25 protein-coding genes are annotated in these 24,654 nt (G+C 33.2%); 4 read left to right on the top strand and 21 right to left on the bottom strand.

The window, feature by feature from the left end; translation table 11 throughout:
* Positions 1-1,599: 1,599 nt before the first annotated feature.
* Positions 1,600-2,484, bottom strand: a complete 885-nt coding sequence (locus ACYSNW_RS08490) for a helix-turn-helix domain-containing protein (protein WP_461744046.1) — start codon at positions 2,482-2,484, stop codon at positions 1,600-1,602.
* Positions 2,485-2,581: 97 nt separating this feature from the next.
* Between ACYSNW_RS08490 and ACYSNW_RS08485 the strand changes: the two genes are divergently transcribed.
* Positions 2,582-3,334, top strand: a complete 753-nt coding sequence (locus ACYSNW_RS08485; protein WP_461744045.1) for a lysostaphin resistance A-like protein — start codon at positions 2,582-2,584, stop codon at positions 3,332-3,334.
* A 236-nt stretch (positions 3,335-3,570) separates the two neighbouring features.
* On the opposite strand, the gene ACYSNW_RS08480 is transcribed toward ACYSNW_RS08485, so the two are convergent.
* From ACYSNW_RS08480 to ACYSNW_RS08440, 9 genes are all read right to left on the bottom strand, one after another.
* The gene (locus ACYSNW_RS08480) at positions 3,571-4,923 is read right to left on the bottom strand and encodes a hypothetical protein (protein ID WP_461744044.1); all 1,353 of its coding nucleotides are present in this window, start codon (positions 4,921-4,923) and stop codon (positions 3,571-3,573) included.
* A gap of 29 nt (positions 4,924-4,952) precedes the next feature.
* Positions 4,953-7,058 carry a LysM peptidoglycan-binding domain-containing protein gene (locus ACYSNW_RS08475; protein WP_461744043.1) on the bottom strand — a complete coding sequence of 702 codons (2,106 nt, stop codon included), beginning with the start codon at positions 7,056-7,058 and terminating at the stop codon, positions 4,953-4,955.
* Between the two features lie 23 nt (positions 7,059-7,081).
* On the bottom strand, positions 7,082-8,233 hold the full coding sequence (locus ACYSNW_RS08470) for a hypothetical protein (protein WP_461744042.1): 1,152 nt from the start codon (positions 8,231-8,233) through the stop codon (positions 7,082-7,084).
* A gap of 821 nt (positions 8,234-9,054) precedes the next feature.
* Entirely contained in the window at positions 9,055-9,921 is an 867-nt protein-coding gene (locus ACYSNW_RS08465; RefSeq protein WP_461744041.1) for an ABC transporter permease, read from the bottom strand.
* Complete coding sequence (locus tag ACYSNW_RS08460) at positions 9,918-10,658, bottom strand: ABC transporter ATP-binding protein (RefSeq protein WP_461744040.1); 741 nt, start codon at positions 10,656-10,658, stop codon at positions 9,918-9,920. The genes ACYSNW_RS08465 and ACYSNW_RS08460 overlap by 4 nt, the downstream gene beginning before the upstream one ends.
* Positions 10,659-10,835: 177 nt before the next feature.
* On the bottom strand, positions 10,836-11,246 hold the full coding sequence (locus ACYSNW_RS08455; protein WP_461744039.1) for a hypothetical protein: 411 nt from the start codon (positions 11,244-11,246) through the stop codon (positions 10,836-10,838).
* Positions 11,247-11,249: 3 nt separating this feature from the next.
* Positions 11,250-11,696 carry a LytTR family DNA-binding domain-containing protein gene (locus ACYSNW_RS08450; RefSeq protein ID WP_461744038.1) on the bottom strand — a complete coding sequence of 149 codons (447 nt, stop codon included), beginning with the start codon at positions 11,694-11,696 and terminating at the stop codon, positions 11,250-11,252.
* A gap of 33 nt (positions 11,697-11,729) precedes the next feature.
* Positions 11,730-12,287, bottom strand: coding sequence for an LOG family protein (locus tag ACYSNW_RS08445; RefSeq protein ID WP_461744113.1), 558 nt, complete (start codon positions 12,285-12,287; stop codon positions 11,730-11,732).
* Between the two features lie 43 nt (positions 12,288-12,330).
* Entirely contained in the window at positions 12,331-12,960 is a 630-nt protein-coding gene (locus tag ACYSNW_RS08440; protein WP_461744037.1) for a histidine phosphatase family protein, read from the bottom strand.
* Between the two features lie 268 nt (positions 12,961-13,228).
* Here ACYSNW_RS08440 and ACYSNW_RS08435 point away from each other — a divergent pair, with 268 nt between their 5' ends.
* The 3 genes from ACYSNW_RS08435 (at position 13,229) to ACYSNW_RS08425 (ending at position 17,255) form a co-directional block, all read left to right on the top strand.
* Positions 13,229-13,720: a GNAT family N-acetyltransferase gene (locus tag ACYSNW_RS08435; protein ID WP_461744036.1), complete on the top strand. Its 492-nt coding sequence runs from the start codon at positions 13,229-13,231 to the stop codon at positions 13,718-13,720.
* A gap of 287 nt (positions 13,721-14,007) precedes the next feature.
* Positions 14,008-15,366: a branched-chain amino acid transport system II carrier protein gene (gene brnQ, locus ACYSNW_RS08430; RefSeq protein WP_461744035.1), complete on the top strand. Its 1,359-nt coding sequence runs from the start codon at positions 14,008-14,010 to the stop codon at positions 15,364-15,366.
* A 383-nt stretch (positions 15,367-15,749) separates the two neighbouring features.
* The gene (locus tag ACYSNW_RS08425; RefSeq protein ID WP_461744034.1) at positions 15,750-17,255 is read left to right on the top strand and encodes a helix-turn-helix domain-containing protein; all 1,506 of its coding nucleotides are present in this window, start codon (positions 15,750-15,752) and stop codon (positions 17,253-17,255) included.
* A 103-nt stretch (positions 17,256-17,358) separates the two neighbouring features.
* Here the strand turns inward: ACYSNW_RS08425 and truA are convergent, their stop codons facing one another.
* The 11 genes from truA to ACYSNW_RS08370 all read right to left on the bottom strand — a co-directional run bounded on the left by truA (position 17,359) and on the right by ACYSNW_RS08370 (position 24,496).
* Positions 17,359-18,102, bottom strand: a complete 744-nt coding sequence (gene truA, locus ACYSNW_RS08420; protein ID WP_461744033.1) for a tRNA pseudouridine(38-40) synthase TruA — start codon at positions 18,100-18,102, stop codon at positions 17,359-17,361.
* An 18-nt stretch (positions 18,103-18,120) separates the two neighbouring features.
* Positions 18,121-18,918: an energy-coupling factor transporter transmembrane component T family protein gene (locus tag ACYSNW_RS08415; RefSeq protein ID WP_461744032.1), complete on the bottom strand. Its 798-nt coding sequence runs from the start codon at positions 18,916-18,918 to the stop codon at positions 18,121-18,123.
* Entirely contained in the window at positions 18,915-19,784 is an 870-nt protein-coding gene (locus ACYSNW_RS08410; RefSeq protein ID WP_461744112.1) for an energy-coupling factor ABC transporter ATP-binding protein, read from the bottom strand. The genes ACYSNW_RS08415 and ACYSNW_RS08410 overlap by 4 nt, the downstream gene beginning before the upstream one ends.
* Entirely contained in the window at positions 19,760-20,599 is an 840-nt protein-coding gene (locus tag ACYSNW_RS08405) for an energy-coupling factor ABC transporter ATP-binding protein (RefSeq protein WP_461744031.1), read from the bottom strand. The genes ACYSNW_RS08410 and ACYSNW_RS08405 overlap by 25 nt, the downstream gene beginning before the upstream one ends.
* Positions 20,600-21,048: 449 nt before the next feature.
* Complete coding sequence (gene rplQ / locus ACYSNW_RS08400) at positions 21,049-21,429, bottom strand: 50S ribosomal protein L17 (RefSeq protein WP_461744030.1); 381 nt, start codon at positions 21,427-21,429, stop codon at positions 21,049-21,051.
* A gap of 27 nt (positions 21,430-21,456) precedes the next feature.
* Positions 21,457-22,395, bottom strand: coding sequence for a DNA-directed RNA polymerase subunit alpha (locus tag ACYSNW_RS08395; protein ID WP_461744029.1), 939 nt, complete (start codon positions 22,393-22,395; stop codon positions 21,457-21,459).
* An 80-nt stretch (positions 22,396-22,475) separates the two neighbouring features.
* Positions 22,476-22,865: a 30S ribosomal protein S11 gene (gene rpsK, locus ACYSNW_RS08390; RefSeq protein WP_461744028.1), complete on the bottom strand. Its 390-nt coding sequence runs from the start codon at positions 22,863-22,865 to the stop codon at positions 22,476-22,478.
* Positions 22,866-22,892: 27 nt separating this feature from the next.
* Positions 22,893-23,258, bottom strand: a complete 366-nt coding sequence (gene rpsM, locus ACYSNW_RS08385) for a 30S ribosomal protein S13 (RefSeq protein ID WP_461744027.1) — start codon at positions 23,256-23,258, stop codon at positions 22,893-22,895.
* An 18-nt stretch (positions 23,259-23,276) separates the two neighbouring features.
* Positions 23,277-23,393 carry a 50S ribosomal protein L36 gene (gene rpmJ, locus ACYSNW_RS08380; RefSeq protein WP_002288710.1) on the bottom strand — a complete coding sequence of 39 codons (117 nt, stop codon included), beginning with the start codon at positions 23,391-23,393 and terminating at the stop codon, positions 23,277-23,279.
* A gap of 33 nt (positions 23,394-23,426) precedes the next feature.
* Complete coding sequence (infA, locus tag ACYSNW_RS08375) at positions 23,427-23,645, bottom strand: translation initiation factor IF-1 (protein ID WP_010767960.1); 219 nt, start codon at positions 23,643-23,645, stop codon at positions 23,427-23,429.
* A 200-nt stretch (positions 23,646-23,845) separates the two neighbouring features.
* Positions 23,846-24,496, bottom strand: a complete 651-nt coding sequence (locus ACYSNW_RS08370) for an adenylate kinase (protein WP_461744026.1) — start codon at positions 24,494-24,496, stop codon at positions 23,846-23,848.
* Positions 24,497-24,654: the final 158 nt, after the last annotated feature.

Raw genomic sequence — 24,654 nt, 5'->3', positions numbered from 1 at the left:
GGTAATCCAAGAAATATTAATTAAACACCTTTTATATAGGCTTTTTTTTTCAAGTGACGGCTTTCTTGACGGATTATAGATTTGTTTCATTATCAAAAAGTGAAACTTAATTGCTTTTTCACATCACTTTAATAAATATAATCATTTTTTTGTTTGTTATTTTTATGCAAAGAAAGTTAGATGAACTATCTAATCAAGGTGATATTCTAATATTCAGAAGATGATCGAAATTAATTAGGATAGTAAAAAAAATAATACAATTGTATTATTTTAATCAAGGTAAATTATATTTGAATCTTAAAATGACAGCGTATTAATTGGAATTAATAACAAATTTATACTAAAAAGAATCTCATAAAAAATGACGAGCTAATTAAGCAATATATCTAAAATGTTCAGTTTTACAAAGTTTTATTAATTACTTTAAATTCAACATAAATCATAGATGGGGCATTCTTTTTCGTAGTATCCTTCCTCCCACTTGTATTTATTTCTTATAAATACTTTATTTCTAAGAAATAAATCAACTGAATTTATTGACGGTTTCATTGACGGCTATCAATTTTAAACGAACAAAAAAATAGACATCAACGTTTTAAATAAATTATTTTTAGCCTCATTTTTTCTAAAATCAATTTATTTCATTGTATATCTATTACTTTTTTCTCATTTTATTATACTTTGATATAAAAAATTGAAAATAATGGTATAAAAATAATATAGACATTAATAAAAACTTATACTAATATAGTTAATATAAGACGGTATTGTAAAAATAAGCAGAAAAATATTTCTTGGATTACCTACATCTAAGAAACAAAAAAAATAAATAAAAACCAAAAAGATTACCTATTCATTCATAAAAAAATAAATAACGTTCTGATTTTAAATGTAATTTATTTGCTTATTAATTCATAACTTCTCCTCTTTAAGCATGAAAAATAGTATATTTCTAAATTTTGTTTCTCATATAACAGTTCCAATTCCCTCAATCAACTTTCCTACAACTCTTTTGAGAACGCTTTACAGCTTTCAATTATTTTCTATTTTCTTCAATATAGAGAATAATAGATTTGCCCCAGGTACCGTTTTTTACATTTAGTATTTCTTCTTCTAGTATTTTACTGAATAATCAATAACTTTCTTAGATACCAACCTATTTTACGTTGTGATAAGGGCATGACTAAATAGTTATTCCATATTTCTACAATTTTTTGATCTAATTTAGTCTGACTATTCATAACTTATTTTGGGGTGAAGTATAATTATTAGAGGATATATTTTGTCATATAATGCATGTAACTTGCGTCTTGATTGTGCCTTGTCACTCACTCAGACTGGATTTCACCAGCTAACAATTAGCACGCTAAAATAAAAAGGTTCACACTACTGCATACACAGGAGCGAACCTTTTACCTTCAACAAAAAATTTTTCTTATTTATGAATTATTTTTAAAACTATATACTAAAACACAACAGATAGAATGTAGTAATTAAACTGATTTACTGCTAAATGCACTAGAACGTTGTATCAGGAATCGTGAATCTTACAAAGTTAATCGCTTTTTACACATACATATTTATTAAAAACTCTACTTACTATTTGATATATCTAGAATAATGACTTCTAGCTCGTTCCTTATGAATTTGAAAAATAATCATATAAAAGTTTACTTCAGATACTTTAAAAGGCTTCAATTGAGTTAGTAATTGTTCTATTTCTTTTTCATACTTAGAATAATCTGAATATAAATTAACTAGACAGGTAATAAATTTCAGTTGAATCACTAGAAGTAAATCATCCGATTTGCTAATAACTGTCGAATAATCAATCAGAACTTTTTGAGCTTGGGAAAGATTATGTGTCACGAGCAAAGATTGAATGCGATTAAAAAAGAGATCTGCTAACTCCGTGTAGTATCGCTTTAAATCAAATTCTTGATATTTTTTTAGCTCTTTTTGTATACGTAGAAAAATTTGATTGGCGTCTTCTTGATTTTTTTCAGATAACGATAGTAAGACTAGTTTTGCACGTTTTATTTCTCTCAGTGTCCACATCTTGGCATTTTTCAAGTCTGTAATAATCTCTCTAAGTGGTTCGCGTGAAAGTTTATAGAAATTTGTATTTGTAATTAAAACTAACAAATAGGCATTTACAGCTAAATACCTTATTTCTTTATGTTTATCTGTATAATTCGTTTCATAGATATGATATAGTTCTTCAAATTTTCCTTGATTATACAGTTTATCAATCTTTATTTCTAATTGTTTAATTTCATTAGGCTGATATAATTCTCTATAATAACTGAATTCCTCGTATGAAATTCCTAAATTTTCTAAAAGACACTCAAATTTTGAAACCTCAATTGAATATTTTCCAGCTTCGAAATCACTATAGAAAGTTTTCGAAACAATTCCTGCATAAATTTCTTTTTGTGTAAAACCTTTTTTCTTTCTAATAACCTTAAATATATCACCATACATTCTCTCTACCTCTTTTTCCTGTATACAGGAATTATATATAATTTCTTGATTATTGTACATGCTATATTGAATAAAATGATATATGGGGGAATAAATGATGAATAAACTTACTTACTTGAAACTGATTGGATTAAGCTTAATGCTAACGTGTGTCATTAGCTTCGCTAGTGCGTTGGGAGTTATTTTGAACTTAAATATCAATGGAATGATTCTATTACAAACACTAGCGTTCTTATTGTCCGCAAGCTTTCTTACTATGTATATGAGAAAAAAAGATACTACTTTAATTAACTTTGGCTTTATCAGAAAAAAAGTTGATAAAAGAATATATTGTTTCATAATTCTTATTATTTTTATTCAACCTTTTTTTTTAGGAATAGATTTTTCATTAAATTATTCAACTATTTTTCTATTGGTCGTACAAATGCTGTTGGTTGGCTACACCGAAGAAGTCCTTTTTAGAAGCATTTACTATTATTTTTTGAAAAAAAAATCGTCTACCTTTTTTATTTTATTTTCTAGTATTACTTTTGGTATACTTCACATAGCAAGTGTATTAAATCCAAATACGACAATTGTTCTGGTTATTCTTCAAATTATTAATGCTTTATTACTAGGTGTTGTTTTTGCTGTTTTATATTTAATTACTAAAACTATTTATATTGTAATCTTATTTCATTCACTATTTAATATCTTTGCATCGATTTGTTTGCCTGGTATTTTTATAAATAATATGACTGCAGTTTTACTATTAAGTTGTTTGTACCTTCTATTTTTACTTTACTATCGATTGAATAGTAAAATAAAGTTTAAACTTTTAGAAAAAATAGGCGATAAATCAGTAAAATGAACAAAAATATTTAAAGTATTGATTCGCTTTTGAATAGCTACTTTAAATATTTTTTTCAAATCTTTGTGATTTATCGCTTTATCGTTAAGATTATAGAAACTTTTCTGATTAACGGCTTGATTGAAATAACATAACAAAAAAATCAGAATGAAAGAGTCGCTCCTCCATTCTGATTTTCAATTAATCTTGTTTATCAGTCCTATTTGACAAAGAACCACTTTTTTATATCTTTAGAATCAATCCAGTTGACTATGTTCGCTATCGTCTAATACTCGCTCTAAGAAACTATTTTCTGCTTGAATGATATCAAATAAAGCACTCATTCTTTCAAGTTGCTCATAATCGACTTTATAGAGTTTTACACTTGGCTTGATAAAAAGAATACCTGGTCTTATCTTCGCACGTGAAAAAATGCGTTTGGATTGTTCAATCCAAGTTAACATTTTTGTTTTTGAGACTTTTCGCTTAATTTTAGCTACACGTTCTTGATCATAAGATGTATTAGATGTATCTTGAACTGAATTAAAAACTTCAACTAATTCCTTATTTAAATTCCAAATCTGTTCTAAAAATTTCGCTTTTTTACATATTTCATCATATTTGACAAAATCTATTCTGATTGGCTTATACCACTCTGCTTCTTTAAGCTCTTGTCTATTGATTTTCTTGTATTGAGTAATACTACTTTTTAACATGCTATTCTCTGCAGCTAACAAATCTTCTTCTAACTTGTCTTTCACTATTTTCATACGCTGCTTCGAATTCTGTTCTTGTTTTAAGCTTTCTTTCAAAAAAAGAATTTCACTTTTCTCAGAACGAACAACTAAATCTGCATCAAAAAGAACCTCATGGTCAGCTTTTTTCTCAATTTTTTTACTGGTACCATTGTTTTTCTTTTTTGTATTTTTGCTTATAGTTTTCGGCTCAATAGAGGCTGATTTCTTTTTAGTTTTATTCTTAGATTTGGTTTTAGGTTTAGGTTTAGGTTTAGATTTAGATTTAGATTTAGATTTAGTTACAGTTTTTTTCTGCTTTTCAGGCTCAATATCCCGCTCTGGCTCTTCAATCAAAACCTTTACCGGATATGATAAAACATTTTCTGTCGGTTCTTCTTCATCTTTCAATACAGAATCCAAACATTCTTCGACTAATTCGCTAATTGTTTGATTGTGTGGAACATTCATTTGTTTTAAACTTTCAAAAAGATTAATCTCAATTGATCTTATGCCCGCATCAAAAGCAAGAGGAACAAATTCACAATAATAAGTATTAAAAGAATCTTCCACTTCTTCGACAACTTTAATCCATATAAATTGCGGGAAAATTTTAGTTAATTCTTCTAACAAAACATCAATATCTAATTGAACTTGAAAAAACTGGATTTCTATGTATTTTTTTGAACTAGGTAATTTAAATTGGGATAAGAGTTCTTCTTTTTCCCATTGTGCAAGAGTATCACCTATTAGGCGCTCATAGACAAAATCACACTCATCTATAAACTCCTCTGTAGATTCTTTATTAAAAGGGACGGTCCCTGAATTTAAATTCATTGCCTGCTGATGAAAGAAAACATCAAAATATTCACTCAAAAATACCGTCCACCTTTCTGATTTTTACTTTATGCATCTAATTTGTACAATGGGCTTAGGACTAAGAGTTGTCCTTCCGTTAAGAAGTACTGATCTAACTCATTCCATTCTTTTAACGACAAAATCGATACGCCAGTTTTTTTAGAAATACTAGCTAAAGTATCTCCCTCTTTAACTTCATACGTATTTTTTGTCTTAGTTCGAGTTGCACTTACTTTATAGTCTAAAGAAGAATCTGCTGTTTCTTTTTCAGAATCATTGGTATTTTTTCTTGAACTTTTGTTCTTTCTTGAACTATTTGATTTTGAAGTCGCTCTAGAAGTTGAACTGGTTGTACTAGATTCAGTTGAATTTGTTGTACTTGTACTTGATTCACTTGAATCCATCGTACTTGTACTTGATTCACTTGAATCCATCGTACTTGTACTTGATTCACTTGAATCCATCGTACTTGTACTTAATGCACTTGAATCCATCGTACTTGTACTTGATTCACTTGAATCCATCGTACTTGTACTTGATTCACTTGAATCCATCGTACTTGAATCTGTCATCATGTCCGAACTCATATCTGTACTTGAGCTTAAACTACTTGAATCCATTGAAACAGAGCTTGCTGTTGTACTAGACTCTAGCGTTCTCGAATCTTTGGTTCTATTTGAAGCAACTTTTTTATTGTTTCTTCCAGAGAAGGCCATTGAAAGTTTTTGTGCCATCTCAAATGATCGATCAACAACTTCTTCCTTGCTGATTTCATCTGTTGTAATTTCTTGTTTTGGTATTTTAAGTGTTTGGCCGATAAATAACATACGGCGATCTAATTGATTTTTTTCAAGAATTGCTAATGTAGAAATATTATACAATTCACTAATCGATTTTAATGATTCGCCTTTCTTCACAACATGAGTAACAAACTCAATATTTTCTGCTTGTTTTTTATCTTTTTTCGTTACTTTTTTATCCAAACTTGAAACAGTTTTGTCTTCTGCTTTCTTGTCACTAGATTTGTCTTTCAATTCATCATATTGAGTCAAATCGTAGGCTTCAATCAAGCCATTTAATTTACCAGCATAGCTTGTATCCGTCGCATATTTACCTGTTAAAAAGCTGGTTGCATCTTTATGTGATTTTGTGTTTGATTTCCATGTACCACTATAAAAATCACTATTGAAGTCTGTTCCACCACGAAGCAGCTTCACATAATCTTCAAGCGATTCTTTGTAGGAAGGATACTTTCTAAAATCAGAACGAATCGTATACATACTTCCTGAACCATTATCCTCACTCGTTAAAAAGTTAGCACTTGCTCCTTTATAACTTCCCTTGATTCCAAACAAATTATAATTTGGTGCAGCTGCTAAAGTACTATTCCCTGACGCACTCTCTAAAATGGCTTGGGCAATCATTACAGACGCATATAAATTATTAGTTCCTGCAATTTCTCGAGCATCTTCACCGATAACATTAATGAATGCTTTGGTTGTCAAATTAGGACTAACAGAAATAGTTTCATTTGAACTGTTTCCTATAGTTTGAGCTATATTGCCATTTACTGGATAATTAGGTGTAGCTGGCTGAACAGGTCCTTGTACAGAACCAACCCAAGTCGGTTTGTTTGATTGACTTGGTTTGGTTGGTTTTGGTTTTGGTTTTGGTTTTGGTTTTGCCGGTTGTGGCTTACTTGTTGAAGTTGATGTACTTGTCGAACTACTACTCGTCGTACTAGAACTACTGCTACTAGTAGAAGTTTCACTCGTACTCGTCGTACTTGATTCTGTTGTACTATCACTATCAATAGTGCTTGACTCTGTCGAGCTTGTAGAGTCAGTGGTACTTGAATCTGTAGTTTCTTCTGTACTGCTTTCAGTCGTACTTGTACTTTCTTCAGAAGAAGTTGATGTACCTATTGTCTCAGATGTCATTGTTTCTTGGGATATCTCTGTTTCTTCCGCTGTCGATGACAAAATGGTCACTGATTCTTGTTCATCTTGTCCTTGAGTATCTTGAGTTTCTTGAGTTTCTTTTTCCTTTGCAACAATAGGTGCACTATCAGCAACTGAAAGGACAGCACTTGAAGCTAACAAACCCACACTCATTAAACGTAGTTGTCTACTATTTAGATTTCTTTTTTTCATGTGATCCTCCATCGCCTTTATTTTTAATACTTATCTTCATACGTATCTTCTTTAACTAAATCAATAATTTGATTAAACGCTTGTTCAGATTCTTCTTTTACATCTTTGATACGTTTATAGTAGTTATTATATTCTTGTTCAGCTTTTTCTAAACGTTTCAAGAAGCCTGCCTTACGTTTTGTCTCCTCACTAACCAATTGTGCACGATGGTTCGCTTGGTTAACAATTTCTTTTGCTTGACGTTTCGCTTCAAGAAGGACTTCACCGATGTCTTCATTTGATAATTTTGTACCTGACTCAACTTCTTGTTGAGCTAAGCGACGTTTGGCAGCTTCTAATTCTTGTCTTAAATGTGCCAATTCTTCATAAGTAGCATCATCAACTTCACTAGTATCTGACCCCATGATTACAATACGTTCTTCAGATAGTTTATCGATTTCCTCTTGTTTAGTTAATAATTCTTGTTCGTATTGTTTAATTTTATTGGAGAAGCGCTCTGCCTTTTTACGATTTAAATCTAGTTCGTCTAATTGGCGATTATTTTCTCTTAATAAATTATTATACTGGCTCTTTACTTGTTGTAATTCAGACATACGAGAATCGTAGTCTTTCGGTACAGCTTGAATCGTTGCTAAATCGTTCTCTAATTCTTGATTTACTTGCTGTAAATCTTCTACTTCTGCTTGTAGCTTATTCATTTGACGCTTATTTTTACGTAATTCTGCTTTAAAATCACGAATTTCAGCTCTCATTTGTTCATTTTCATCTTGTAGTTCTTTTAATTCGTCATCATCAACAAACGAATCTTTTGATTTTCGAGGAGTCGGTTTTTTAGCTTTAGTTTTTTTCTTTTTAGGTCTAAAAACAGGCGGCTCTTCTTCAAACTCATCATCGTCGTCGTCATCATCATAATCATCGTCGTATTCATCATCGTCATCATCATAATCATCGTCGTATTCATCATCGTCATCATCATAATCATCGTCGTCGTATTCATCATCGTCATCGTCATACTCGTCGTCATCATCATCGTCATACTCGTCGTCATCATAATCATCATAATCATCATCGTCATATTCGTCATCGTCGTACTCTTCATCATATTCTTCATCATCATAATCTTCGTATTTTTTTTTCTTCTTACCTTTTTTACTCTTATTGAAAAAATTTAACATAGATACACACTACCTTCCTTAACTTGGATGACCTACAAATACATCCGTTATTATACAAATAATAGCTATTAATACTCTTCTAAATGCATCGAGTAGCTAAATAATTTTTACACTGCTCTCTCAACATTCTTTTTATGAATCAACCTACATAGATAGATAAAACTATCTACTCAGTTCGTTTCCTATTTTATTGCTATGTAGCTGGTCAAACATAATTGGATAAACTAAAAATTTACGAGCAGGAATTCATAAATAAAAGAACCTGCTAAAATTAAATAACCACTTCTTCATCTGACTATTATAACAATACTGATATTTTTCACTTAGACACTTCATATTTAATCAAACAATGAGATTGATATTTTGCTTTTTAGTAATTTTATAAAAGTATAACATATCATTTACTATTATCCTATTTTATGACGCTTACGTCAACTTACTTTTTACGTTTTATTGTAATTAAATCAATTCTTTATTAAGTTCAAAAAATATAAGAAAAGTTATCACAAAAAATACATTTTTTTTAATTGTTTTATTTTTTTTATATAAGAAAAATCGACTATTTTATATAATTTTCGTTTAGTTCCATTTTTTTATAGTTAAAAGGTAATAAAAAACACCTTTCTCTTTTTTAAGCTCCAATTGCTCAATCTTATCAAATTTTTTTAGAGCGAGTAAATAAACAAGCATATATTTGCAAAAAAACAGAAGATTTTTGCAAATATATGCTTACGTTTCACTACTTTTTCAATTAGCATAAAAAGTGCTCTAAACAGTAACAATTACTAAATGAAACTTGACTCCTACTTACTTTAGATTTATTACTGTTTATTTCTTTTGGAAACAACTAAAATCGCTGCTAAAAAAAAGATTAGTGAAGATAGGAGCAAGATACCAATTTGACAAGAAGTTTGGTTAAGCCAATCATTTTTTTGACCACTTAAGGTAACTCCCATCAAAGATTTAAACGTCTCTACTTCACCTCGATTACTTGCATCAACCGTATTTTCAATAGCTTGTTGAGTCATAATTTTACGAATCAAAACTACACCATAAGTCAATGGAAAACTTTTTACGACTGTTGCTGCAGTTTCTGGCAATGAACCTAAAGGAACATAACAGCCTGTTAAGAAACCAGTTAGCGTAGCAATGATTGTTTGCACAGTAGAAAAAGTCTCCATTTTATCAAAAATACTGACAACAAAAAAGAGCATGGTCGTCGATGCTAAAACCATCAATAGAATCGCTCCAATCAATTGGACTACCTCCATCAGGGTTAACCATTGACCGTTCGCTAAAAAAACCAGACAAAGCTCAGATATTACTACACTAAAGAGGGTCATGATTACACCCCATATATACGAACTTAAAACATATCCACCCACAATTTGCCACTCTTTTAAAGGGGATGTAGCAATGTCTTTATACACACCGCTTTCTTTATCACGAATCATCAAACTAATAGCACCCATTGTTGTACTGATTGACACTAAGGAAATGAAACCTGCAACAATCCAACTATTCATTAAGAAATCAATTCCGTGAATAGATGTAAAATCAGATTTGATATTGTCTCCTAAAAAACAAACGTATAAAAGAATAACAACCATCGCAGCGATGAAAGAACTAATAATTGCTCGTTTGTTTCTAATGTATAATAGACAGTTTCTATGGGCAAATGTACTCATTTTAATTCATCTCCAATCGTTGCTTTAATAAATACGTTCTCAATAGTTTGAACGCCATACTGTTCCTTTAATGCGTTTGGTGTATCAATTGCTAAAATTCCGCCTTCATTCAACAGTAAAATTCTATCGGATGAAGTCGCCTCTTCCATATAATGAGTCGTTAATATAACTGTCAACTGACGCTCTTTTTGCAAAGTTTGAATCATTTCCCACATGCGATAACGAGAAATTACATCCAATCCTGTAGTTGGTTCATCCAAAAACAAAATTTTAGGATTCCCCAATAAAGCACGAGCAATATCAATTCTTCGTTGTTGGCCGCCAGATAGTGTTCCATATGGCTGTTCCCAAAATGCTAGTGCATCTACTGACTGCGCACATTGCTTTGCTCGTTTTTTTGCTTGCTCTTTGTTTTTTTCATAAAAACAGGCCCGAATTTCTAAATTCTCTTTCCCAGACAAAACTTTATCTAAGACACTAGATTGAAAGACAATACCTATTTCTTTTTTTAACGTTTCTCCTGCATCATTCCAAGTTTTATCACCCAACTCTACCTGACCGCTAGTTGGATGAACAAAGCCACATAAAATAGAAATAGTCGTTGATTTTCCCGCGCCATTAGGTCCTAGAATAGAAAAAAGTTCTCCTGACTTTACCGCAAAGCTAATTTTTTTCAAAACGTTCTTTTTCTTATATTTCTTCTCTAAATTCGTTACTTGAATAATTTTATCCATCATTCAATTCCTCCTTTGCCTCTTACCTCTATTAGAATAAATAATTTACAAATAGGAAACAAGACGATTTTGCCAAGAGGTTATATAAGAATACTAAGAGGGATTATTTCAGACTAAGAGGTTGAAAACAAAGCGATATTTTTTCTTATCGGTTTTATTTTGCAAAAAAATAGGGAAAGGTTATTCACCTTCCCGCATTTTTTTTAGTGCTTGATTGATTTTATCTGCTTCTTTTTTATCTTCTGCAAAAGCTACCCAACGAACAACTCCATAGATACTTAAAATCAATAATAGATTTCCAATTAAAGCACTCACGCCTAACTGATGACCATTCGCTCTGATAAGAACAACATCAACAGTTATAATGATACATAGCACATAGATGATTTGGACCAAAAAAGGATTTATTTTAGTAAAAGGAGAAATATCATAAAATAGAATCGATAGTACCGCAGAAACGAGTGCAACAAAGCAGACACTTGTCACAAAGGAGCTAGTCAATCCTTTGCCAAATAGAAAATTAACTAAGACGACAAAGGTAAAAACCATCGAAAAAATTTGAATCACATTTCTAACGTATTTTTTTACCACTTTTTATGCCCCCTCCATTTTAAGTTTTCTCTTTAAGTCAGCTACATAGTTTCGTGAAATAGAGAGTTTCTCACCATTTTCTAAAACCACTTCAAATCGTCCACTTAATGTTGGATAAATCACTTGTATTTTGCGTATATTTACAATCACGGATTTTGATACTCTTAGAAAGTCACTATGCTCAAAACGTTCTTCTAACTGATATAAACGTTCTTTCATTTCATAAACTGATTCCTTTAAATACATAAATGTTTTCTTATCGACAGTTTCAAAATACAAAACATCTGTCTGTTCTACTCGAAAAATTTTTTCGCCAATTGATCCGAGTAATGTTTCTTCTTTTTTTTGGACAGCTGTTATCATTTTTATTAATTGCTCGTCCATTTGGTGAACATATAAATCAATTTTTTCTTCCTCTTGTGGCTCAACTATTTGAATAGTTACTTTCACGTTCGTTGTCCCTTCTTATAATTTCTAAAAATTTTATTTATATTGTCGAATAGCTGGTGGTGTATATGTATCAATAAACTGTTTAATTTCAGTTAAAGACTCAGAAAAAAGAACTTTACTACGATCTTGTTTGGAAAGAAAACCTTCTGAAACCATTTGGTCAAAAAAGTCAGCTACTCGATTATAGTACCCATTTATATTAAAAAAGATACAGGGATTTTTATGTTCACCGATTCTTCCCCATGAAATAACTTCAGCAATTTCTTCTAACGTTCCTGGCCCACCAGGTAATGCTAAATAGCTGTCTGCTAAATCAATCATTTTTCGTTTACGTTCATGCATATCTGCCACAATATGCATCTCACTCAGTTGCTGATGAGCCAGTTCTCGTTCCATTAAAAATGTCGGCATAACACCAATTACCTCCCCGTCATTTTCAATCACGGTATCAGCAATCGTTCCCATCAAGCCGCTTTTGCCGCCACCATAAACTAAGGTATAGTTATTTTCCACCAACCATAAGCCTAATGCTTTCGCACTTTCCTCATAGATTGGATTATTCCCTTTACTAGCTCCACAATAAACAGCCATTTTTTTCAAATGGTTTTCCTCCTCTAAAATTATCTTATTATTTCTACTGATGTGTGCGATATGAAATATCGTTAAAACTTTTTATCACAAATCGGTCTTCTAATGCATTTTGTTCCACAATCGAAATACTAGTATTTTCCAGCGGTCCCCCTTCACGCCATTGAGCCTTATCTTTTCCACTCAACCGATTAATCAAAGTAATCAAAACAACTCCATGAGCAACTAATAAGACTGTTCCATCTGGGTATTCTTCACATAATTGTTCAATGATTGCATCCGTTCTTTCTGCTAATTGATCGAGGGTTTCACCACCAAATAAAGTAGGGTCATATAAATGCGGTTGCGTTCTTAAAAAATTTGTTTGCTCATCCGTAACATCAATTTCCGTTCCTTCTCGTTCACCAAACTTTAATTCTCTTAATCCATCATAGTAGCGGACAGTCAATTCATTTAAATGCTCATTTTCTTTGATAATATAATTTGCTGTATCAACTGCTCTTTTTTGAGTACTGACAGCAACGAAATCAAAATGGATTGGTGCTAAATGTTTCCCTGCTTGAATCGCTTGTTCGATTCCTACTGGCAACAAGGGAGAATCAATAATACCTCCTTGGAAACGTGAGGCTAAGTTAAGCTCCGTTTTTCCGTGCCTTACCAAATAAAAAGTTGTCATTGTACTTCCTCCTTTGTTTACTCAACTAAGTGTACATCCAACTACCTGTTGTCGACAACAAAAATTCTTTTCTACTGTTCATTATTGCGACGGACTAGAGTGATAGATTCGTACTTAATTTTAAGTCTATGGTAACATAAACATTAGCGGAGAAAAAATCTATTTTAAGAACTTTCCGTTTCAAAAAGTGGTAAATACCCCTCCGTTTTAAAAAGTTTCAACTAGCTATTCAAACATTTATTACTAAATAAGGAAGAAGGTCTGCGCTATGTTAAATAAGTTATTTGTACGTCCTTTAGAAGAACAAGATTATCCAGAACTACTTGAAATTGAAAACATTATTTGGACACCTGAAAATTCTCCAGCGCCTTATTACTATGCTTCAGTAGATGAATATAAACAACGAAGTCACAACCATTTATTATTTGTCGCTACCGATGGTCAAAAAATTTGCGGCTTTATTGACGTTCATCATCCAACGGCGCTTGTAGCTCATCAAAAACAATGGATGCTTGGAATCGGTGTACATCCTGATAGTCAATCAAATGGCGTCGGTAAGCTATTGCTTGATTACATAAAACAAGTTGCCCCTAGCCATGGAATCCATAAACTTTCATTGCGCGTTATGGGAACCAATCCTCATGCTATTCGCTTTTACAAAAAAAATGCCTTTGTTCAAGAAGCTTTGTTCAAAGATGAATTCTTTTTTAATGGTTGTTACTATGATGATTATCAATTTGCCTATTTCGTTTCTGAGTAAATTTATTTTCATTTGCTTTTTTAAGCTATTCCGTCAAATGTAAATCAAACAATTAAAGTTGCATACCAATGATTGTTTCTTTTATGATAAATTTCAAAATTCCAGAAAAATATGAAGTTCGCTTTTTTTTTAAACACACTCAAATGAACCGTTGATTTTCGTTTTTGTCATTGTCACTTTTAGCTATGAGAAGCTTGTCATTCTATGAATCTTTTAATTTTTCTTGCTGTCTTGTTTGGATTCTGTTATTTTTATTAAGCGAGTATTAAACTATAGGAGTGTTTATTTTGACAAAAAAATTATCTTGGAAAGACTATTTGTATATAGGTTCTATGCTATTTGGTTTATTTTTTGGAGCAGGAAACCTTATTTTTCCAGTTCATATGGGACAAGAAGCTGGTTCAGCTATCTTTCTGGCCAACCTTGGTTTCTTAGTAACTGGAATTGGTTTACCTTTTTTAGGCGTAATCGCTATTGGAATTTCCAAAAGTAACGGCGTTTTTGATTTGGCCAAACGAGTCAATCATCGTTATGCCGTTGTTTTTACAGTTTTACTTTATTTAACGATTGGTCCTTTTTTTGCTTTGCCTCGACTAGCGACGACTTCATTTGAAATTGGGATTGCGCCATTTATTCATTTAGAAAATCAAAAACTGATGCTGGCTATTTTTTCTGCCTTATTCTTTTTGATTGCTTGGGCTTTTTCACGTAAACCTTCGAAAATATTAGATTATGTCGGAAAATTCTTGAACCCACTATTTTTATTTTTACTTGGTATCTTGCTATTATTAGCTTTCATAAAACCACTTGGAGATGTTGCTTCCACACCAGTTCAAGTAGCTTATGAAGCAAATCCGTTTTTTAAAGGCTTTACTGAAGGATATAATACACTCGATGTTTTAGCTTCTTTAGCTTTCGGAATTATCATTGTTTCAACGATTCGGGGTATGGGCGTTGAAAAACCAAATGAAATAGCGAAAGATACGATTAAATCTGGTGCTATTAGTGTCATTCTTATGGGAATCATTTATACGCTACTTTCTTATATGGGAACATTAAGTTTAGGAGGTTTTGCAATCAGTGAAAATGGTGGTATTGCCCTTGCACAGATTGCGAATTATTATTTAGGAGAATTAGGTAGTCTATTGCTTGCATTGATTGTGATACTAGCTTGTTTAAAAACTGCGATTGGATTAATCAGTGCTTGTGGCGAAACATTTACCGAACTATTTCCAAAAAGATCGTATCCTTTTTATATTGCTGGAGCAAGTATTTTACCTTGTCTCTTTGCTAACATCGGATTGACAAACATTATTCAATTTTCAATTCCCGTATTAATGTTCATCTATCCCCTAGCAATGACTTTAGTGCTATTAGTGATTATGAGCCCACTCTTTAAACATCGTGGCGAGGTCTATCGCTTTACCACTTATGTCACTTTGTTCGCAGCCTTACTAGATGCTCTTAATAACTCTCCAGCATTCATTAAAGATCATAGCCTAGTAACAGCGATTTTAACTTTTGCCGAAAAATATTTACCCTTCTTTTCTATTGGAATGGGTTGGGTCGTCCCAGCTACTTTAGCTTTTGTTATTAGCTTAATCTGGATTACTTTAAAAAAAGAACAACCAGTAAATAACGTATAAATTTCACATACTCAACTTAGTCAGAAAAACTGTTTAAGATTACCGGTGATTCTTTAAAATCGCCAAATCTTAAACAGTTTTTTAACATTTTTCACAAATTTTTTTAAAATCATAGTTTAAAATTGAGCATTTGAGCTAAACATTGTAAAATACGTTTTGTGCAATGAATAAATAGAACGTAATTACGGAAGTTTTATTCCTTTACTTGTATATACTTTCGTACTTTGATGAAAAATTATGGCTAGTCAAAATTTCTCCATTTAACTAATAGCCTCATATTTCCCTCTTTGAATCGCCTTTTTTTCCTAATTTACTTAATAAGTTGCTTCAAAGATGACAAGTTTCACAAAACTCAGTACAATAAGAAATAAGGAGTGATTTTTATGTTATACGAACAATTGATGATGGATTCTGGAACATTGATGAAATTCAAAATTTTTAAATCAATTACCAAAATCAAAGAAAATGAATACTCAATTTCTCGTTTATCAGATGTTTTTTCTTTAAATTATCAGCAAACATTTATGTTTTTATCTGAAATCAATAATGAGCTAAAAAAAATAGATAGGCATCATCCATCTATTCTAAAAAAAGCTGGAAAAATTGACCGATCCTTACTTACTATTACAGTAGATGAGTACCGTTATTTTTTATTAAAAAAATCGGTTCCATTCCAATATCTTCTTTATCTTTTAAACGATGAGTCACCAACGATAGAAGATTTTTGCCAGAAAAATTTTGTTAGTCGATCAACAGTCTCACGAAAAATGCTTCCTTTACAGCAGCACTTAAAGCAGTTTAAATTGCGTTTCACATACACAGAATCTAACCTGATTGGTGATGAACGCTTGGTCAGAGTTGCTTTATACAATTGTATCTGGTTAGGTACCCGAGGAACGGCGTGGCCATTTAAAACCTCTCGTGAAGATGCTGAAAAATTTGCGAGTAATACTAGTGATTACTTCTTTTTAGCCAAAACTTATCTAGGATTCCAAGAAATGATTTATTTTTCTGCTATTTTTCTTAGCCGTATTCGTAAAAAAGAATTCGTGAAATATGATAAACGCTATGACATTATTATGAAGGACAATCCCTACTATGATTATCAAAAATTAAATAAAGAAATAGGTGTTCTAAAAACCTTGCCTGCCGAACAACTCAAAGCCGAATTTAGCTTTATTTTTTTGATGTCTCATTACACACCTTACTACAAAAAAATAGACGATCCTTCTCTGATCCAAACCATTGAAGATTTCACTCAAAAAAGTAATCCTGTCTATGCTTTGGTCAGCGAGTTTTTGGCTTATTCTAAAAAAGAAATTTTCTTACGTAATTCTAAGGTCCCTGAACACCCCTTATTATTAGTTAACTTATTGAATGTTTCCTTCTTATTTTATGTGTTTAGACAACCATTTCCTAATGTACAAAGACTTGTCGAAAAACATGGTAAAAGAAAGAAAGCAGAAGAATTTCTCGAGCAAAAAATTCAAGATTTTTTTGATATAAAATGCCAAGAAAAAGAGTATGCGTACCTTTATAAAGTCAAAAAATATATTGTTCAATTATATCACCATATCTTATTACCTTATTTTGACGAACTTCAAGTATCTGAAACATTAAATGTTGGCATCGCTTTTGGCCATAATTATTTATTGGTTCAACGTATTTATCATTTTCTGAATACTTTAGGATTTATTGAAGCCAGTCCTTATGACGAAAATCTTAATGATACTTATGATTTAGTAATCAGCTCTACTTTACTACCACTGAGAACTTATCCTGATCTTCCTATTTATTATTGGGATCTTTCTGATAGTGAAGAAGAATTATTAGACTTATATAAAGCATTGCTAGACTTATTTAAAACGAAAAATACTGTAAAAAAATAGGCTAAAAAGACTTCTTAAAGCGAAGGATAGTTAACTATCCGCTTTTAAGAAGTCTTTTATTTAACTATTTTATTGGCTTTAGTAACTACTAGAGAAGTCCCACTCAATATTTAACTTCAAGTAAATAAAGTCCCTCTGGATTTGCCGTTTGACCAGCTTTGGTTCGGTCTTTTGCGGCTAAAATCTCAGGAATACATCCTTCAGCCATTCGGTCATTGCCAATTTCAAGTAATGTACCTACTAAATTTCGAATCATTTTATAAAGAAATCCATCCCCTCGAAATGTGAATGTCAGCTCATCGGCTTCTTCATTGACATCCAATTTCGCTTCGTAAATCGTTCTTACTTTATCTTCAACTTCTGTTCCTGAAGCACAAAAGGAAGTAAAATCATGCGTTCCAACTAACTCAGTCAAACCGTGACGAATTTTATCTGTATCTACCGGATAAGGAAAATGACTAGCATAAAATCGGCGAAATGGACTTCTTGGTTTTCCCAAATCAACATGAAAACGATAGGTTTTTTCTACTACATGATAACGCGCATGAAAATCCTCTGCCACAATTTCTACACTTTTAATAGCAATATCTTTGGGTGTTAGTGAATCTAGCGCATATCTCATTTTTTCTAAGTCTCTTGTTTCTGGATAATCAAAATGAATCACTTGCCCGATAGCATGTACTCCGGCATCTGTACGACCAGATCCTGTCACAAAAATAGTTTTACCGTTGTTTAATTTTCTCAAAACACGCTCAAGTTCTCCTTGAACAGTACGGCAATTTGGCTGTGTTTGGAAGCCATTAAATTGAGTTCCGTCATAAGCTATAATCGCTTTATATCTCGGCATTTTTTTCCACCTTTTTTATTAACTTCTTAAGAATAACAAAACAATCGTCAAACCAACGAAAGCCAGCATAACCACCGTATCTCTTTGATGCCAGTGTAAGACGCGATATTTCGTTCGACCATCGCCGCCTTGATAACCACGTGCCTCCATCGCAATAGCTAAATCTTCTGCTCGATTAAAACTACTAACAAACAATGGAATCAGCAAAGGAACTACTGCTTTCATTTTTTGAATCAAATTCCCTTCACCAAAATCTACTCCGCGAGCACGTTGCGCATTCATAATTTTCTCTGTTTCGTCCATTAAAGTAGGAACAAAGCGTAGCGCAATCGATAGCATTAAAGAAACTTCATGAACAGGAAAGCGAATGACCTTTAAAGGACGTAATAAATACTCGATTGCATCAGATAAATCTAGTGGTGGGGTCGTCAACGTCAGCAATGTAGACATAAAAATGATTAGAATAAAACGACTGAACATCAATAACCCATTAATCACACCAAACTCTGAAATCGAGAATATTCCCCATTCAAAATACACTGTACCGCCTCGAGTAAATAAGACTTGTAGGGCAACAGTAAACAGGATTAACCAAATCAATGGCTTTACTCCACGTATAAAGAAGCGCAGGTCGATTTTAGACAACAAGATTGCAAGAAGTGTAAATAATCCCATCGCTACATAAGTTTGCCAATTATTTGCTAAAAAAATGATACCAATAAAATAAAAGCTGGCAATCAATTTTGCCCGTGGATCCATTTTATGAATAAAAGAATCCCCAGGAATGTAACGACCTAATATCAATTTATTCATCATTGCGGATCACCTGCTTTCTTCAAAGCATGTAATAATTCATCCGCTAGTTGATCGGCAGTTAACGGTAAATTTTGAAAAGTAATACCTTGTTTAGTTAGTTTTTCCGCAAATGCCGCTGCTGTCGGAACGCCTAATTGTCTTTTCTTTAACCAGTCGATATCTTTAAAGACTTCTTCTGGCGCCCCTGCCTTAACGATCCGGCCTTTCTCTAAAACAATTACATGATCAGCAAAATTAGCAACATCATCCATCAAATGCGTTACCAAAACAATCGTCATGTCTTTCTCTTGATGTAGACGTAAAAACATGTCCATCATCTCTTTTCTACCTTGAGGATCTAATCCTGCAGTAGGTTCGTCCAAAACTAATACTTCCGGCTCCATTGCCAAAACACCTGCAATCGCCACACGACGCATTTGACCACCTGACAATTCAAATGGAGAACGGTCTAAATAACTTTGATCTAATCCCACCAGTTCTAACATCTCAGCTGCTAATTTTGAAGCATTTTCCTCTGAAACGCCAAAATTTTTAGGACCAAAAGCAATATCTTTTGCGACCGTTTCTTCAAATAATTGCGCTTCTGGGAATTGAAAAACAATCCCTACTTTTTTTCGAATCGGTTTTAGATTTTTATTATCTGTTTCAGGCGTAATTATTCGATCACCGATATTTACCGTTCCTTTTGTCGGTTTAATCAATGCATTCAAATGTTGCAATAATGTTGATTTTCCACTACCAGTATGACCCACAATTGCAGTATATGAACCAGATTTGATGGTTAAATCAAGATCAAATAATGCTCGTTGTTCAAAGGGGGTATTTGGCTGATACGTAAAGTCTACTTGTTTAAAACGGATGTCCATAACCAATTTACCATCCCTTCTTCAGTCAAATAATCTTTTGGTACATTTATTCCACGTTCTTTTAAAGCAATTTTTAGTTTTTCAGGAAATGGCAAATCTAATCCCATTTGAACTAATTCTTCTCCTACAGAAAAAATTTTTTCAGGAGTTCCTTCATTGACTAATTCACCTTGTTTCATGATCAAAATACGATTGGCATTCGCCGCTTCATCTATATCATGTGTAATAGAAATCACAGTCAAATTGCTTTCTTCTTTGATCTTTTTAATGGTAGAAATCACTTCTTCACGTCCCTCTGGATCAAGCATACTTGTTGCTTCATCCAAAATAATGATGTCTGGACGTAAAGCAACGACTCCTGCAATCGCAACTCGTTGTTTTTGACCACCCGATAGACGTGCAGGTTCTTTTGTAGCAAATTCATCCATTCGAACACGTTCTAAAGCATCTTTGACCCGTTTAAGCATTTCGTCTCGAGGAATTCCTTGATTTTCTAAACCAAAAGCAACATCATCTTCAACCGTCGATCCAACAAATTGATTGTCTGGATTTTGAAAAACCATTCCGACCATTCGACGAATAGACCAAACATTCTCTTCATTTAATTCATTTCCGCCTACTTTGATTTTTCCAGAAGCTGGTAAAAGTAAACCGTTGATTGTTTTAGCTAAGGTAGATTTCCCTGAACCATTATGGCCAATGACTGCGACCCATTCTCCTTGTTTAATTTTAAAAGAAACATCTTTTAAAGCAGGAGAAGCATCTTCAGCTTGATAATTAAAATAGATATTTTCAAGTTCTATTATCGATTGCATGTTGCACTCCCTCAGTTATTTACCTATATTATAAATAAATAATTTTATTGTTAGGCTCTAATTTTTATTACCATTCATTATAACAAATTTAAACACTTAATGTGAATTATTAACTGTCAAGACAAGAGCTTTTGCTAAAATATAAATAGATACGAAACAATCTATGATTTTCTTTATTTCATTCTGTCTCAAGCTCTATTTTTGTTTCATTGTTAATAATTCAAATTAATTGTCTAATTCTACTATGTATTTCAAACAAACTATTTTTGGATAAAAAAATAAACTTTAAGAAAAAAAGACTCTTTCCTCAAAGCAAAAAAATCCTTTATATGATGAGTGCCCCCCTACTGAAAACTCAGTAGGGAAAGCGTTGAGCTAGACTAGGAGTCACCTCCAACATCATAACACTCTAAAAGAATCATCTATAAAGTGACGGTATAGTTTGATTATTAAACGAATTCAATAACTACCATTGGTGCAGCATCTCCGCGTCTTGGTTCAGTCTTCAAGATACGAGTATAACCACCTTGGCGTTCTGCATAACGAGGTGCAAGGTCATTGAATAATTTTTGTAAAGCAGATTCAACAACAATTGCTTCGCCTTCTTCACGTACACTAGCAACTTCATTACGAACAAAAGTAGCTGCTTGACGACGAGCATGAAGATCTCCACGTTTACCTAAAGTAATCATTTTTTCTGTAGTTGAACGAATTTCTTTCGCACGAGCTTCAGTCGTAACAATACGTTCGTTAATAATTAGATCAGTAGTTAAGTCACGCAACATTGCCTTACGTTGGCTAGATGTGCGTCCTAATTTACGATAACCCACGTTGGTATTCCTCCTTCGTAAAAAGTATTAATCGTCTTTACGTAAGCCTAAACCTAAATCATGTAATTTTAGTTTAACCTCTTCAAGAGATTTACGACCTAAATTACGTACTTTGATCATTTCTGGTTCAGATTTATTTGTAAGTTCTTGTACAGTATTAATTCCTGCACGTTTTAGACAGTTATATGAACGAACAGACAAGTCTAGTTCTTCAATGGTCATTTCTAGCATTTTTTCTTTTTGTGTTTCTTCTTTTTCAACCATGATTTCAGCGTTTTTCGCTTCATCAGTAAGGTTAACAAAGATGTCTAAATGCTCCGTCATAATCTTAGCGGCTAAGCTAAGGGCTTCTTGAGGGATGATTGAACCATCAGTCCATATTTCCATTGTTAATTTGTCGAAATCATCACGACGTCCAACACGTGTGTTTTCTACTTGGTAGTTTACACGACGAACTGGCGTATAGATAGAATCAACAGGGAGAACACCGATTGGCATATCTTCCTTTTTGTTTTCGTCTGCTTGAACATAGCCACGGCCAGGTTTCACTGTTAAGCGAGCATGGAATGTAGCTCCTTCAGAGACACTACAGATAATTAAATCCTTGTTTAGGATCTCAACATCACTGTCGACAATAATATCACCAGCAGTAACAGTAGCAGGTCCTGTAATATCGATCTCAAGGGTTTTTTCTTCTTCAGCATAAAGCTTTAATGCTAAGCCTTTAATATTCAAGATGATTTGTGTTACATCTTCTCTCACACCTTTAACAGTTGAGAATTCATGCAAAACACCATCAATTTGAATGTTGGTGATAGCAGCTCCTGGTAGCGAAGATAATAAAATACGACGTAGAGAGTTACCTAAAGTAGTTCCGTAGCCTCTTTCCAGTGGTTCGACAACGAACTTGCCATAATCTCTATTCTCATCAATTTTTTCGATTCTTGGTTTTTCAAATTCAATCATTCTTATCTATACCCCTTTCAAAACGAAAAGTGTCTTGTTCAATGACGTTTTTTGGTTCTTACTCAAATGAGTGGCACTCATTAAACACGACGGCGTTTTGGAGGGCGGCATCCATTATGAGGAACTGGAGTCACGTCACGAATTGCAGTCACTTCTAAACCTGTTGCTTGTAATGAACGAATCGCTGCTTCACGTCCAGACCCAGGGCCTTTAACTGTTACATCCACAGTTTTTAGTCCATGTTCTTGTGCTGCTTTTGTTGCAGCTTCTGCTGCCATTTGAGCGGCAAAAGGTGTTGATTTTTTACTACCTTTAAAACCTAATGAACCAGCTGATGACCATGCTAAAGCATTTCCATGAACATCTGTGATCATCACGATTGTATTATTGAATGTAGAATGAATATGAGCTATTCCAGATTCTATATTCTTTTTCACACGGCGTTTACGACTAACTTTTTTTGCTGCCATGAAGTTCTAACCTCCTTCATTTAGGAATTATTTTTTCTTGCCTGCTACAGTACGAGCTGGGCCTTTACGAGTACGTGCATTATTTTTCGTGTTTTGTCCACGAGTTGGTAATCCACGACGATGACGAATTCCACGGTATGAACCGATTTCCATCAATCGTTTAATGTTCAAGTTCACTTCACGACGAAGATCCCCTTCAATTTTTAATTTATCAACTTCCGCACGGATCGCATCTGTTTGTTCATTCGTTAAATCACGAACACGAATATCTTCAGATACACCAACGTTTGCTAATACTTTTTTAGCTGTAGTGTTTCCAATACCATAAATATAAGTAAGCGAAATTACTACACGTTTATCACGAGGGATGTCTACTCCTGCAATACGAGCCATTCTACGTTACACCTCCTATTATCCTTGACGTTGTTTATGTTTTGGATTTGCTGGGCAAATGACCATAACACGTCCTTTACGACGAATTACTTTACAATGCTCACACATTGGTTTTACTGATGGTCTTACTTTCATTGTAATTACCTCCTGTGGTTTTACGGAGTACAATTATTTAAAGCGATAAGTAATACGGCCACGTGAAAGATCATACGGTGATAATTCAACCGTTACTTTGTCACCAGGTAAGATACGGATATAGTGCATACGGATTTTACCTGAAACAGTAGCAAGAACTTGGTGTCCATTTTCTAACTCGACTTTAAACATTGCATTCGGCAAAGTTTCGACGACTGTACCTTCGACTTCAATCATATCTTCTTTTGCCACGCACAGTACCTCCTTGTACTTGTTTCGTGTTTTCACACGATAAAATGGCGGAAACTTCAGCCCCCACCTAGAATTTCTAAACTACACTTCTCAAAATAAAAAAACGAGAAGTCGCACTGATAGATTCTATCATAAAATATTCTTTTTGGCAAGAGAATCTGAGTCCAACCAGAAAGGTAGACTGTAGGCAATTCAGATAACTATATTTTTTCTAAAATTTCTTTCACTTCAGAAAAAACAGTATCGATCTCGCGATCCCCATCAATCGTGTGGACTAGATTTTCATTTTTGTAAAAATCTAAAATCGGTTCACTACTTTTGATGTTGACTGCCAAACGATTCTTAACCGTTTCAGGCTTATCATCTTCTCTTTGATAAAATTCATGGCCACCACAACGATCGCATGTACCTTCCACAGTTGGCGGATTGAAAAGTTTATGATAGGTTGCACCACATTTGCGGCAGATAAATCGGCCTGCTAAGCGCTCAATCAAAACATCTTCTTCAACATGAATGTCAATGACAGCATCAATTTTTTTGTTTAATTCTTTTAGCATTTTTTCTAATGCTTTTGCTTGATCCAAAGTTCTAGGAAAGCCGTCTAGTAAAAATCCTTTAGCAGTATCGGATTCTGCTAAACGTTCTTTAACAATTCCGTTTGTTACTTCATCTGGAACTAGAGCTCCTTGGTCAATATAGGATTTCGCTTCTAAGCCAAGAGCAGTTTCGTTTTTCATCGCCGCACGAAACATATCGCCAGTAGATATATGGGGAAGCCCATAAGTATCAACAATTTTTTCTGCTTGCGTTCCTTTACCTGCTCCAGGTAATCCCATTAAAATGAGGTTCATCTCTTTTCCTCCTAATTTTAAAGGCTGGCTAATGAAGCTAGCCCATTGTGAGGATAACGAATAATCGCTGTCCACCAATTTTCGAAAGCTCTCAATTCTTAGAGCCTTAGCCCTTAGAATTGATGCACTCGAAATGAGTTTTGACACTCTTTAACTAG

Source organism: Enterococcus sp. LJL99, from assembly GCF_054871725.1.
This window is presented reverse-complemented; position numbering and strand designations above follow the sequence as displayed.